The organism is Pyxidicoccus sp. MSG2 (assembly GCF_026626705.1).
Taxonomy (GTDB): domain Bacteria; phylum Myxococcota; class Myxococcia; order Myxococcales; family Myxococcaceae; genus Myxococcus.
Window position 1 is genome coordinate 8,383,029 of record NZ_JAPNKC010000001.1, and the last position, 14,086, is coordinate 8,397,114.

Genomic DNA, 14,086 nt, shown 5'->3' on the forward strand with positions numbered 1-14,086 from the left:
GCGTGCACCCGGTGGGCGGCGGCGTGCTGGCCTACCTGGAGCTGGCGAAGCGGATGGACGCGGACCAGCCCTTCTATGGCTTGCAGGTCCCCACGGGCGGCTCCGGCGACACGGTGGAGCAGATGGCGGCGCGCTACCTGGAGGCCGTGCGCGGGTGCAGCCGGAAGGCCCGTACCTCCTGGGCGGCTGGTCCATGGGCGGCCGGCTGGCGTACGAGATGGCGCGGCAGCTCCGCGAGCGTGGAGAGGACGTGGGGCTGCTCGTCGTCATCGACGCGAGAGGCCGGGACGAAGTCCCCGCCGAGGAGATGGAAGCGGAGGTCGTGCTGGAGTTCGCCGGCCACCTGACCCGGCTCTCCGGCCTCCACCCGAGGGCGGCGGAGGTGCTGGAGTACGTGGACGCGGCGGAGCTGGCGGCGGTGCTGGAGGAACGGCCCGGTGCGGATTCCGCCCTGGACGCGGAGGCGTGCGCGGAGCTGCGGACCCTCTGGACGACGTTCGCGCGGAACCGGCGGGCGTCTCGCGGGTACGTGCCCCAGCCTCTCGACGGCTCACTGGTGTTGCTGCGCGCCGCGGAAGGCCCTCCGGGACAGGAGGAGGACCTCGGGTGGCGCGGGCTCGCGCGGAGTGGGGTGGAGGTGTACGAGGTGCCGGGCGACCACTTCAGCCTCGTGGCCATGCCGCACGTGGAGCACCTCGCCGCGCGGCTGCGGGCCCTGCTGACTCGGGCCCGCTCGGGAGCTTCGCTGCAGAAGGCAGGGTAGCCGGGCCTCGCCCTCGCGAGGCCCGGGCCCTACTCCGCCGCTCTTCCCACCAGCAGCGCGCCCGGCACCGGTGCCGGCGCGCCAGGCCTCAACAGCTTGCGGGCCGGGCGCTCGACGAGCTGGAAGAGGCCCACCGCGGCGACGAGGGTGCCCGCCATGGATGCGTACGGCCACCACGCGGCCAGCTCTCCGCCGCTGCGCTTGTACATCACCAGCAGCACGCACGGCAGCCAGTGAATCATGTACAGCGAGTAGCTCGCCTCCCCCATGAACACCATCCAGCGGTGCTCCAGCAGCCTGCTCACGAAGCTACGACGGGAGGCCAGCAGCAGTATCAACAGCCCGCACACCGGCGTGTAGAGCACGTACCACCGGAAGATCTGCAGCACTCCGGCGAGGAATCCCCGGGGCGACGGCAGCGCCAGCAGCAGCGCCACCAGCGCCACCAGGACCAGGGCCCACGTGTGCGCCTTCGCCTGCGTCAGCACCGCGGTCAGCCGGGGGGACACTCCCTGCCGCTGGTGGTGCAGGAAGAACGTTCCGAGCACGCAGCCCAGGAAGAACTCCCACACCCGCAGCAGCGGCGACATGTAGACGACGTGGTAGATGCGGCTCTCCATCCCCTTGCCGGGGGGGCTGAGGAGGAAGATCACCAGCGCGGTGGCGATCACCGCCACCACCTGGATGGCGAAGAGCACGGCGGCCGCCCGCGCCATGCTCCTCACGTCGTTCAGACGTGCCAGCACGTACCGCGCGAAGAAGGGCAACAGGAGATAGAAGAACAGCTCCGCCCCGATGCTCCAGGAGGGCCCGTTCCAGATGTGCGAGAGCCGGTGGGGGATGAAGACCTGGACCAGCAGCAGGTTGGACAGCCAGGAGCCAGCGACCTGCGCCTGGGTGACCTCCATGGCCAGGTCGCGCGCCATCAGCGCCGGGTACGCGTCCAGCAGGTAGAGGGTGATGGGCGTCACCAGCGCCAGGGTGGCCAGGTGGACCGGGAAGACGCGCCCCAGGCGCATCCGCATGAAGTCGCGCCACCGCAGCTGCCCGGATGCGAGAGTGTCGCGGTAGTTATAGGCGAGGAGGAAACCGCTCAGCATGAAGAAGCAGTTGACGGCGGCCGAGCCCTGCGCCAGCAGCGTCTTCAGCAGGGGCGGGACGGCAATGAGCGGAAGGTAGTGGCACGCCAGGACGATGAGGGACATCACGAAGCGCAGTCCACTGAGCGCCTGAATCGGGGGAGTCTTGTCGAGCGTGGCTGCGGGCATGGCCATCCTCAGGACTCCAGGAGCAGCTCGGTGGGGCCGTGGAGCCGTTCTGCGGTGAGGCCTCGGGCCCGGGCCTCGGTGAGCAATCGCTCCGACTCCTTCATGCGCGGAGCCTCGGGAGGACTGGCCGGCCCGATGATGTGCTCCATCCAGGGCTCCAGCCCCATGGCGTAGTTGTAGAGCCGCGTGGAGCCCAGCAGCTCGAGGATGCGCAGGCCCTCGCCCGTGTTGCTGCCACGGCAGCGCCGGTTCTTCTCCAGCTTGCGGTCGCGCTTCTTGGGGAAGAGCGCCTCGAGCGTCCAGGTGTGCGGGGCGCCTTCGATTTCGGTGTTCATGAAGACCGTCTGGACGGGGCCGAGGTTCTGGCGCATGTGCCGGTAGACGGCGTCATCCACGCACATGGAGTCGGCGGCGAAGAGGAGCTGCTGCTTGCCGGTGCGCACCACGTACGAGGACTTGGCGTGGCCGATGTCACCGTGCTCGCCGAGGAAGGGCACGGCGATGAGCTCGCCGTCCGGCAGGGGGATGGACTCGTAGGTGTCCAGCTCCAGGACGTTCTGGAACCCCAGCGAGCGGGCCAGCAGCTTGGGGGAGTAGTCACCGACCAGGAAGCCATTGCAGCGCGGCACCACCAGGTGGCCGATGCGGTGGCGCAGCCGCAGCAGCGTGTCGATGGCGAGGTGGTCCGGGTGGCTGTGCGTGATGAGCGCGTAGTCGATGCGCGGCGGCAGCTCGTGGAAGGTGAGCCGCGGCATGCCTCCGCCGCTCGGCTTCGCGCTGACGACCGGGTCCACGAGGATGGTGATGCCCTTCCACTCCACCAGGGCGCAGGCGTGCCCCAGGTAGCGCACGCGCGGCCCCGGGCCCTCCCACGGCGTGTACCGCGAGGGCGGCGCCTCGGTGAGCAGCGGCAGCAACTGCTCGTCAGAGGTGACGGCCTGGCCCAGCACATCGCGCAGGTAGCCGAGCGGCCGGGGCGACAGGTCCGTCTCGAAGAGGCGGCTGACACGCTCCTCGGAGAAGGGCACCGCCCAGTCAATCTGCCCGGGCTCCATCAGGTAGGGCGTCGTGAAGAGGTGGGGGCGGCTGGAGTCCGACGCCAGCGGGAGCAGGCGCAGCGATTGGAGCTGCGGCTTGTGGTAGGCGCTGCGGTACAGCGCTCCCTCCATCACCCGGACGAAGGGCCGGTTGATGTAGTCGTACGAGAGCTCGACCAGTCCGCGCAGCGGCTCGGGCAGCTTCTCGTAGAGGGGCTCGAGTGACTGGCCCTTCGCTTCATCCACCAGCCAGCCCTGGAACTCCTCGAGGGCCTCGGCCAGCCGTGCCCGGTCGGCCTGGGCCTCCTGCATCTGCTGCAGCAGGGCCTTCACCTCGCCCGCTCGCTCCGGGGCGATGCCGACGAAGGTGCCGCCGCTGAGGGCCTGGTCCTTCGCCGCCCGCGCGTGGAAGTCGGGCGTCTGGAGGTAGGCCTTGAGCAGTGGCACCTGGGACTTGTGCACGTGCAGGCTGGCCGGAATGGGGGCCACATTCATCCACCACGCAGTCCAGCTCTGAACGAGTGGTGCGACGCAGGTGTGATCAGCCAATCGATAGGTGGACTCGGACATAGCGGGTGTCGGCGGGTGGAGTGGGGCTGCTCTTGGGTTGGGGTGCTTCAGCTGGACTGTGGGAAATGGGGACGTCTCACGACGCGAGCTGCCGTGCTCCCGCGGGAGCCGGCTCCGTCTGGGGCCGCAGCTTGCCGGAGTCGAGGTGCAGGAGCCGGTCCGCGACGTGGAAGTAGCGGTCGTCATGGCTGATGACCAGCACCGTCTTGCCCGCGCGTTTCATCTCGGGAAGGAGCTCTTCGTAGAAGACCGTCTTGAAGATGGGGTCCTGGTCCGCGCCCCACTCGTCGAAGACGTAGATGGGGCGGTCCTCCAGCCAGGCGGTGAGCAGCGCCAGTCGCTTGCGCTGGCCCTGGGACAGCTCGGTGGTGGAGAGGGAGCCGTCGTCGCCGAGCTGCACCTTGTGGTTCAGGTGGAGCCGCTCGAGGTACTGCCGGGCCCTGGGGACCAGGCCGGCGGGCGCGAGTCCCAGCAGGGAGTCGAAGAGGTAGTAGTCGGAGAACACCGTCGAGAAGCACTGGCGGTGCTCCTCACGGTTGTCCACCGTGATGGGGACACCATCGAGCCGAACCTCGCCGGACTCCGGTGAGTAGAGCCCGGTGACCAGCTTGGCGAGCGTCGTCTTGCCGCTGCCATTGCCTCCCACCAGGAAGACGAGCTCGCCCTTCTCCAACGTCAGGGAGATGGGCCCCAGGGTGAAGCTGCTGTCCTCGCGCTCCCGGTGGTACGAGTGGGTGACGCCGCGCAGCTCCAGGCGGGTGAAGGAGGCCCTCGGCGCGGGGAGGGCGCGAGCGGACTCCGACAGGCCCTCGACCAGGCCGGAGAGCTGCTCCACCTTGCGCAGGGCCACCTGGCCGCGGCTCAGGAAGGGGATGTTGGTCATGAGTGCATCCAGGGGCTGTTGCAGGTACAGCACGGTGAGGGTGTAGCTCACCAGCAGACCCGCGCCGCCCTGCTCCCCGTAATTGGGAAGGACGAAGAGCATCAGCCCGATGAAGGCGAAGAACAGGAACATCCCCCAGCTGCTCGCGGCGGAGAAGAGGCTGAAGCCCAGGACGTTGAGCCGCCGCAGCTCGCTGGTGAGCCCCGTGAGGTTCTTGTCCAGGAAGGCCTCGCGCCGGCCCGGGTGCAGCTTGAGCTCCTTGATGCCGTGGATGATGGCCTCGAAGAGCTTGTACAGCCCGTCCTGCTTGTCCCGGGAGGCGCGGATGTATTTGAGCGCCCGTGACATGGGCAGCCGGTACGACACGAAGCCCACCGCCATGAAGGCGAGCAGCCCCAGCAGGACGGTCGGCGACAGCCAGGCCAGGTACAGCAGGCAGCCGACGAGGATGGCGGAGTTGATGAGGATGTGGGGGATGCACAGCAGGCTGTTGCTGATGGTGTTCACGTCATCCGTCAGCACCGCGAGCAGCCGATGTCCTCCGAACTCCTCCAGCCGCCGGAGCGGGGTGGAGATGATTTGATGGGCAAGCTGCATGCGCATCTTCTGGAGCATTTCCTGCTGGAGATTGTTCAGGAAGAGCTGCGAGGCGACCCGGGCGACCAGCGCCACCAGCCCGATGCCGACGAAGCGCAGGGCCGTGGCGGCGGTGGCGGGGACGGAGCGCTCCAGCAGGGAGTTGATGAGGGAGATGAGCCCCGCGCTGGCGGCGCCGGAGAGCACGCCGCACAGGACTGGCAGCACGAGGCTGCGCTTCGAAACACGCAAGAAGAACTGGATGAGAGTCATGGGTTCCCCTTGCTCAAGCCGCACTGGACGCGGAGGAGGTGTTCCCCTCTCGCGCTCGCTCCAACAACTCCCGCAGCCGCTCCGCCACCTGCTCCACATGGGGTGGGGCGATGAGACTGAAGTGGTCTCCGGGCACCTCGTGCACCTCCACCTTCGAGGCCAGGGCGCCCCAGCCCAGGTCCTCCGCCAGGCCCTCCCGCGGCCCCTCCGCCGCGCGCAGCAGGACGAGCGGGCCCGGGTAGGGCCCGGGCAGGTACGCGTGTGAGGCGCGCAGGTTGAGGGAGAAGACCCGCCACAGCGCGCGCAGCTCGGAGAGCGCTTGCGGCGGCAGGTCCGCCCCCGCTCCCGGCGTGTCCTCCAGGAGTGCCTTCAGCTCCTCCGCGTCCACCTGCCCCAGCAGCCCGGCGGCCTCGGGGTTCAGTCCGGACAGGCGCGACAGGTGGTCGGCGAACAGGAACACCTCCCGGGCGAGGGCCTCCGCTCCCTCCAGCCTCTGCCCGTCCTCGTGGCTCCGGGCGTCGATGATGGCCAGCAGCGCCACCGTCTCTCCGCGCTGCTGGAGCTGGCGGGCCATCTCGTAGGCCACGCGTCCGCCCATGGACCAGCCGCCCAGCAGGTACGGCCCGTGGGGTTGCACCTCCTGGATGGCGTCCACGTAGCGGGTGGCCATCGCCTCCAGCGTGTCGTGCGACTCCTGCCCCGTGGGGGACTGCAGGCCGTAGAAGGGCTGCTCCGGATGCATCCGCCTCGACAGCTCGAGGTAGGCCAGCACGCCACCGCCCACCGGGTGCACGCAGAAGAAGGGCGTTCGGGGGCCCCCGCGCCGCAGCGGCACCAGGGCCGACTGCGAGGGTGCACCCGCGTCGATGCGTGCCGCCAGCGCCTCCAGGGTGGGCGCCTCGAAGAGGTCGATGACGGCCAGCTCCACGCCGAAGGTGCCGTGGACGCGCGCCACCACCTGCGTGGCCATCAGCGAGTGGCCTCCCAGGTCGAAGAAGTCATCCCGAGCGCCCACGCGCGGCACCTTCAGCAGCTCCTCCCAGATGGCGGCCAGCCGCAGCTCGGTGGCGGTGCGCGGCGCCACGTGGTCCGCGCCCTCCCGGACCCGCACGGGAGCGGGCAGCGCCTTGCGGTCCACCTTGCCGTTGGAGGTGAGCGGCAGCGCGTTGAGCACCACGAAGACGGAGGGCATCATGTACTCCGGCAGCCGCTTCTCCAGGAAGCGGGCCAGCACCGGTTCCTCCAGCGCCTGCCCCTCCCGGGCCACCGCGTACGCCACCAGCCGCTTGTCGCCCGGCTGCTCCTCGCGCGCCACCACCACGCACTCGCGCACCGAGGGGTGGGCTCCCAGGGCCGCCTCCACCTCGCCCAGCTCCACGCGGTACCCGCGAATCTTCAGCTGGTGGTCCACCCGGCCCAGGAACTCGATGCGCCCATCCTCCAGCCAGCGCACCTTGTCTCCCGAGCGGTACAGCCTCGCGCCCGGCTCCGGGCTGAAGGCGTCCGGGACGAAGCGCTCCGCCGTCAGGTCCGTCCGGCCCAGGTAGCCGCGGGCCACGCTGGCGCCGCCAATGTAGAGCTCGCCCGGCACGCCCACCGGTACCGGCTGTCCGTCCCCGTCGAGCACGTACACCCGCACGTTGCCCAGCGGCCGGCCCAGCGGCACCGACTGCGCGCCAGGCGCGCGCACCCCACGCTCCACCCGGCCGCACAACACACCCACCGTCGTCTCCGTGGGGCCGTAGTGGTTGAACACCTCGCACGTGGGCGACAGCGCATGCACCTGCTCCACCAGCGCCCAGTCCGAAATGTCTCCTCCCAGCACCAGCCGCTGGCGCGGCAGCAGCTTCTCCGCCCCCGGTGCCGACAGCAGCGCGCCCAGGTGCGTGGGGACGATCTTCAGGCCGTCCACCGCGTGCCGCGCGCCGTAGTCCCGCATCCGCCCCGGGTCCGCCGCCGTGTCCTTGTCCACCAGGTGCAGCGCGCCTCCCGAGCTCAGCGTGGGGAAGATGGCGGTGTGCCCCAGGTCCGCCGCCAGCGTGGACACCGAGGCGAAGCTGGCCTGCGGCGCCAGCTCCAGCCGGCGGGTGACGCCCTCCACGTAGCAGGCCAGGTGCCGGTGCTCGATGCACACGCCCTTGGGCTGTCCCGTACTGCCCGAGGTGTAGAGGACGTAGGCGAGGTTGCCCGGCCCCACGCGGCTGGACGGAGCCTCCTCCGGCTGCGCCTCCAGCATGCCGTCGTCCGCGTCCAGGCTGACGAGGAACCCGCCCTGCGCGGGCAGCTCGTCCATGAGCGACTCCTGGGTCACGATGAGCTGCGCCTTCGCGTCGCTCAGCACGTGCCGCATCCGCTCCCGGGCATGCGTCTGGGACGGGTCCAACGCCACGTAGGCGCCGCCCGCCTTGAGGATGCCCAGCAGGCCCACCAGCGCATGCACCGAGCGCTCGACGAACAGGCCCACCCGAGTCTCGGGCATCACCCCCAGGGCCTGCAGGTAGTGCGCGAGCTGGTTGGCCTTGCGGTCCAGCTCACCGTAGGTGAGCTGTCCGTCCGCGGCCACCACCGCCACCGCCTCCGGCACGCGCGCCGCCTGCTCCGCGAACAGCTCGTGGAAGCAGCGCGACGGGTAGGGCGCCGCCGTCTCATTCCACGCCACCAGCTGACGGTGGCGCTCCGACTCCGACAGCAGCGGCAGCGTGGAGAGCCGCTGCTCACCGCCCGTGGCCACCACCGCCTCCAGCACCCGCTGAAAGTGCAGCGCCATGCGCTCCATCGTCGGAGCGTCGAAGAGGTCCATGCTGTACATCCACGCGCAGTACAGCCCCTCGGGGGAGGGGCTCACCAGCACCGTCAGGTCCAGCTTCGCGGTGGCGGGGTCCACCGCGTCCGACTCCATCCGCAGCCCGGGCAGCTCCACCACGGAGCGGGTGGTGTTCTGCAGCACCAGCTTCACCTGGAAGAGCGGCGCGTGCGCCATGCTGCGCTCGGGGTTGAGCGCCCGCACCAGGTCCTCGAAGGGCAGGTCCTGCTGCGCGTAGGCGTCCAGCGACACCTGCCGCGCCTGCGCCAGGAGCTGGCGGAAGGTGGGGTTGCCCCCCAGGCGCAGGCGCATGACGAGCTGGTTGACGAAGAAGCCGATGAGGGACTCCGTCTCCGCGTGGTCCCGGTTGGCCACGTCCGTGCCCACCACGATGTCCGTCTGCCCGCTGTAGCGGTGCAGCAGCGCCTGGAAGGCGGCCATCAGCGTCATGAAGAGCGTGGCGCCCTCGCGCTGGGAGAGCGACTCCAGCGCTTCGGCCAGGGGCGCGGGCAGCAGCGACAGGTGGGTGGCGCCGCGGTAGGTGCGCACGGCCGGCCGGGGCCTGTCCGTGGGCAGCTCCAGCACGGAAGGGGCGTCCTCGAGCTGCTTGCGCCACCACTCCAGCCGCGCCTCCAGCACCTCGCCGCGCAGCCACTGTCGCTGCCAGATGGCGTAGTCCGCGTACTGCATGCCGAGCTCCGGCAGCGGCGAGGGCCGGTCCTGGCGGAAGGCCTCGTAGAGGGCCGCCATCTCCCGCACCAGCACGCCCATGGACCAACCATCCGAGATGATGTGGTGCATGGTGAGCAGCAACGAGTGCCGCTGCTCCTCGAGCCGCAGCACGGTGGCGCGCAGCAGCGGGCCGGTGGACAGGTTGAAGGGCCGCCGTGCCTCCTGGGTGGCCACGCGCCGCGCCTCGGCCCCGCGCTCCGACGCGGGCACGTCGCACAGGTCCACCACCGCCAGCGGCATCACGGGGGCGGGGGAGATGACCTGGACGGCTCGCCCTGCTCGGCGTGGAAGGTGGTGCGCAGCGACTCGTGGCGGCGCAACAGCTCGTCGAAGGCGCGCTGCAGCGCCCCGACGTCGAGCGCTCCCTCCAGGCGCAGCCCCGCGGGGATGTTGTAGTAGGCGGTACCGGGCTCGAGCTGGTCCAGGAACCACAGGCGCTGCTGGGCGAAGGAGAGGGGAATCGAGCCCGTCCGCTCCGCGCGCCTGGGAGCCGGGACGCGGGTGGAGGAAGCGGCGTTGCCTTGCGCGGCCTCGACCCGGGCGGCGAGCGCCTCCAGGGTGGGGGCCTCGAAGAGGGTGCGCAGGGGCAGCTCCACGCCGAAGGTGGCGCGGATGCGCGAGGCCACCTGGGTGGCCAGCAGCGAGTGGCCACCCAGCTCGAAGAAGTTGTCGTGCACGCCCACCCGCTCGACCTCCAACAGCTCCGCCCACATGGCGGCCAGGTCCGTCTCCAGGGGCGTGCGCGGGGCCACCTGGCTCGTGCTCGCGGGCTGGTGCTCCGAGCCGGGCTCCGGCAGGGCGTCGCGGTCCACCTTTCCGCTGGAGGTGAGGGGCAGGGCCTCCAGGGGGACGAAGGCCGAGGGCACCATGTACTCGGGCAGCTTCCCCTTGAGCCAGGTGCGCAGCGCGGTGGCGTCGGCCGTCTGGCCCTCGCGCACCACCCCATAGGCGACGAGCCGCTTGTTGCCGGACGCGCCCTCGCGCGCCACCACCACCGCCTCGCGCACGGCCGGGTGTCCCAGCAGCACGGCCTCCACTTCACCGGGTTCGATGCGGTAGCCACGCACCTTCACCTGGAAGTCGGCGCGGCCCAGGTACTCGATTTGGCCGTCGGCGAGCCAGCGCACCTTGTCACCGGTGCGGTAGAGGCGGGCTCCCGGCGCGCCGTCGGCGTCCGGCACGAAGCGCTCGGCGGTGAGCTCGGGGCGGCCCAGGTAGCCGCGGGCCACACCCACGCCTCCGACGCACAGCTCGCCCGCCACACCCACCGGCACCGGCCGCAGGTGCGCGTCCAGCACGGCCACCCGCACGTTGTGGAAGGGGCGGCCGATGGTGATGCGCCGCGCGTCCACCGCGTCTGTCAGCGTGGCGCAGATGGTGGTCTCCGTGGGGCCATAGGCGTTGATGAAGCGCCGGCCCGGCTGCCAGCGCGCCACCAGCTCCGGCGTGCAGGCCTCACCCGCGGACACCACCGTCTTCAGTGTCTCCAACCCTTCCGGCTCCAGCTGGGCCAGCACCGAGGGTGTGAGGGTGGCGGCGGTGATGGCCTGCTCGCGCAGCACCTTCACCAGCGGCGTGCCCGGCATCAGCTCCTCGCGGGGGGCGAGGCACAGCTCCGCTCCGGCGAGCAGGGGCGGGAAGATTTCCCACACCGAGGCGTCGAAGGCCGCGGAGAAGAACTGCAGGACACGGCTGCCGGGGCCAAGGCCCATGGCGTCAATCGTCTGCAGCGCCGTGTTGGCCAGGCCGCGGTGGTGCAGCAGGGTGCCCTTGGGGCGGCCGGTGCTGCCCGAGGTGTAGATGACGTAGGCGAGCTGGCTCTCGTCGCCCCAGGCCTCCAGGTCCTCGGTGGACTCGCGCTCCACGCGCGCCCACTGCTCGTCCAGGAGGATGAAGGCACCCCGCCGCTCCAGCAGCACCTCACGCTCCGAGTCGGTGAGCGTTACCGGGGCGAAGGCGTCCGAGGTGATGAGCTCCAGGCGGTCGGGAGGAAGGCCGGGGTCCAGGGGCAGCCAGGCGCCGCCAGCCTTGAGGGTGGCGAGCATGGCCACGATGAGCTCGGGCGAGCGCTCCAGGCAGATGGCGACGAGCACCTCGGGGCCGACGCCGAGCCGGCGCAGGTGGCGGGCGAGCTGGTTGGCGCGGGTGTTGAGCTCGCCATACGTGAGCGTCTCAGCGCCGAAGCGCAGGGCCACGGCGTCGGGGGTGCGGCGCACCTGGGCCTCGAAGAGGCGGTGCACCTGGGTGGGCCGGGGCAGCTCTCGCGGGGCCGGGCTTCCCGCCGCGAGCAGCCGCTGGCGCTCGGTCGGGGTGAGCAGCGGCAGCGCGGACAGAGGGGCTTCGGGGCGGGCGCAGATGCCCTCCAGCAGCACGCGCAGGTTGCCCACCAGCCGGGACGCGGTGCTCTCGTCGAACAGGTCGACGTTGTATTCCAGGCTGCCGAGCAGCGCCTCCGGGCTCTGCACCATGGACAGGGCCAGGTCGAACTTCGCCACGTGGCTGTCGGCCGCCAGCGGGCGCAGCGTCAGGCCCTGGGTCCCCATGGAACGGGGCTGGGGTTGGTCCAACACGAACCACACCTGGAAGAGCGGGCTGTGGCTGAGGTCCCGCTCCGGGTGGAGCTCCTCCACCAGCTTCTCGAAGGGCAGGTCCTGGTGCGTCTGGGCTTCCAGGACGGTGGTGCGCACCCGGGCCAGCAGCTCGCGGAAGGTGAGCCCGGCGGAGAGGCGCGCGCGCAGCACCAGGGTGTTGACGAAGAAGCCGATGAGGCCCTCCGCTTCGACGAAGCGGCGGCCGGCGATGGGCGAGCCGACGGCCAGGTCATCCTGGCCGGAGGTGCGGTGCAGCAGCACCTGCCAGGCGGCCAGCAGGAGCATGTACGGGGTGACGCCCTCGCGCTGGCAGAGCGCCTGGACCGACTCGGACAGCTCCCGGGGCAGCTCGAAGGAGACGCTGGCGCCGCGGAACGCCCGCGTCGGCGGACGGGGGCGGTCGGTGGGCAGCTCCAGCAGGCCCGGCATTCCCTCGAGCTGCTGCTTCCACCAGGAGAGCTGCCGCGCCAGCTCATCGCCCTGCAACCACTGGCGCTGCCAGAGGGTGTAGTCCGCGTACTGCACGGGCAGCGCGGGCAGGGGGGAGGGCTTGCCCTGGGAGAAGGCGGCGTAGAGGGCGGCCATCTCCTGCACCAGCACGTTCATGGACCAGCCATCGGAGATGATGTGGTGCATGACGAGCACCAGCACGTGCTCGGTGGCGGAGAGCCGCAGCAGCGTGGTGCGCAGCAGCGGACCCTGGGAGAGCTCGAAGGGCCGGAGCACCTCCTCCTTGAAGAGCCGGAGGGCTTCGGCCTCGCGCTCCGCGGCGGGCAGCGCGCTCAGGTCCACGCGCGTCAGGGTGACGGGGGTGGGGGAAGAGACAGTCTGGGTGGGCGTCTCCTGGTGGGCCTGGAAGGTGGTGCGCAGGGACTCGTGGCGGCGCACCAACTCCGTGAAGGCGCGCTCCAGCGCTCCGGTGTCCAGCGGGCCCTCCAGGCGCAGGGCCGAGGGCAGGTTGTAGAGCGCGGTACCGGGCTCGAGCTGCTCGAGGAACCACAGGCGCTGCTGGGCGAAGGACAGCGGCAGGGGGCCGTCCCCGCGGGGCTGGGGCGCGAGGGACGGGAGCGCGGACGCCGTCTGCGGGGTGCTCTGCTGCCTGGCGCGGAGCTGCTTGAGGAGCAGGTTGCGCTTCTCGGGGGGAAGACTTGCCAGACGCTTGAGGATGTCGCTGTCGCTCATGACGAGACGGCCTTCGGGCTCGGAGAGGAGTCACGCGCCACGGAGGGCGCTGGATGGAGGGTGGCCTTGAGGCCGAAACGGGGACGGTAGGTGTTGCTGGCCACGGGCGTGACGGGATGGCCCGGGACGAGGCGGACCTGGAAGCGCGGCAGCAGCGTGGCGAGCACCGCCACGATGAGCGTCAGCGTGTAGCCATTGCCGACGCACATCCGCTGGCCGCCGCCGAACGGCATCCAGGCATGGCGGTGTCGCTGCTCCTTCTGCTCGGGGAGGAAGCGCTCGGGGTCGAACCGCTCGGGGTCCTTCCAGAACGAGGCGTGGCGGTGCAGCAGCCACGTGGGGATGAGCACCAGGCTGCCGGCGCGGACGGTGAAGCCGGCAATCTCGTCGTCCTCCTGCGCGCGGCGCATGAGCTGCCAGGCGGGCGGGTACAGGCGCAACGTCTCCTCCACCACCGCGCGCGTGTAGCGCAGGGCCTGGAGTTGCTCGCCGTCGGCCGAGGGACGTCCCCCCAGCACCGAGGCCAGCTCCTCACGCACGCGCTGCTCCACCTCCGGGTGGCTCATCAGCGTGTACCAGGTCCAGGTGAGCGCCACCGACGTGGCCTCGTGGCCGCCGACGAGCAGGGACACCAGCTCGTCGCGGACCTCGGTGTCCGTCATGGGCTCGCCCTGCGTGTCCCGGGCCTCGATCAGCATGCCCAGGATGTCGTCCCCGGCGGAGGGGGCCTTGCGGCGCTCGGCGATGAGGCCATGGAGCGAGGCGTTGAGTGCATCCGTGGCGGCGTCGAACTGCTGGCGCCGCGAGCGGGGATACCCCAGCCGCCGCAGCACGAGCTTCCAGAGCGAGTCGCGGGCCTTGGCATGCGACTTGTGGGAGAGGAACGCCACGCTCGCCTGGAGCCCTGCATCGCGCTCGTACACACCGCGCGAGAACAGCGAGGCGCCGAGCAGGGTGGGCACCAACAGGCGCATCTGCTCCAGCAGCTCCACGGGCTCGCCGGTCCGGGCGGGCTGTTCCCAGCGCTCGGCCAGGGCCTCGGTGCTCAGCACCATGTCCTCCACCATGCGGGCCAGCCGCGAGCGATGGAAGGCGGGCTGCACCATTCGGCGCTGGCGGAGCCAGACGGCGCCGCTGCTCTGGAAGATGCCATTGCCCATCAGCCGGCTGGGCCGCTTCTCCGGCGCGGGGTAGTTGCGCGCGTTGTCCGCGAGCACGCGCTGCACATGGTCCGGGTGGGCCAGCATGTAGAGCGGGCCCTGCTGCGTGTTGAAGTAGGCGATGTCCCCGTACTTCTGCTGGGTGCGCACGAGCGCGCCGAGGGGGTCCTTCACCTGCTCGTTGAGGCGCAGCAGCCAGTGGCCATGGTGGCCGGGCGGCAGCACGGCTTTCTTCGGAGCATTCATCG

The 14,086-nt window shown here is 70.9% G+C and carries 6 protein-coding genes and 1 pseudogene; 1 reads left to right on the forward strand and 6 read right to left on the reverse strand.

The window, feature by feature from the left end; all coding sequences use genetic code 11:
• The first annotated feature begins 193 nt into the window (after window positions 1-193).
• Window positions 194-763: a thioesterase domain-containing protein gene (locus OV427_RS32870; RefSeq protein WP_267860163.1), complete on the forward strand. Its 570-nt coding sequence runs from the start codon at window positions 194-196 to the stop codon at window positions 761-763.
• Between the two features lie 29 nt (window positions 764-792).
• Here the strand turns inward: OV427_RS32870 and OV427_RS32875 are convergent, their stop codons facing one another.
• The 6 genes and pseudogenes from OV427_RS32875 to OV427_RS32900 form a co-directional block, all read right to left on the reverse strand.
• Window positions 793-2,037 carry an acyltransferase family protein gene (locus tag OV427_RS32875; RefSeq protein ID WP_267860164.1) on the reverse strand — a complete coding sequence of 415 codons (1,245 nt, stop codon included), beginning with the start codon at window positions 2,035-2,037 and terminating at the stop codon, window positions 793-795.
• 2 nt (window positions 2,038-2,039) lie between these two features.
• On the reverse strand, window positions 2,040-3,638 hold the full coding sequence (locus tag OV427_RS32880; protein ID WP_267860165.1) for an MBL fold metallo-hydrolase: 1,599 nt from the start codon (window positions 3,636-3,638) through the stop codon (window positions 2,040-2,042).
• 76 nt (window positions 3,639-3,714) lie between these two features.
• A complete protein-coding gene (locus tag OV427_RS32885) occupies window positions 3,715-5,370 on the reverse strand; it encodes a cyclic peptide export ABC transporter (protein WP_267860166.1) in 1,656 nt (551 codons plus the stop codon).
• 13 nt (window positions 5,371-5,383) lie between these two features.
• Window positions 5,384-6,547 carry a thioesterase domain-containing protein gene (locus tag OV427_RS50855; protein ID WP_420718375.1) on the reverse strand — a complete coding sequence of 388 codons (1,164 nt, stop codon included), beginning with the start codon at window positions 6,545-6,547 and terminating at the stop codon, window positions 5,384-5,386.
• A 17-nt stretch (window positions 6,548-6,564) separates the two neighbouring features.
• Window positions 6,565-12,678 (reverse strand): annotated as a pseudogene (locus OV427_RS50860) (amino acid adenylation domain-containing protein); the annotation flags it as partial.
• Entirely contained in the window at window positions 12,675-14,084 is a 1,410-nt protein-coding gene (locus OV427_RS32900) for a cytochrome P450 (RefSeq protein WP_267860168.1), read from the reverse strand. The gene OV427_RS32900 and the pseudogene OV427_RS50860, both read right to left, overlap by 4 nt.
• Window positions 14,085-14,086: the final 2 nt, after the last annotated feature.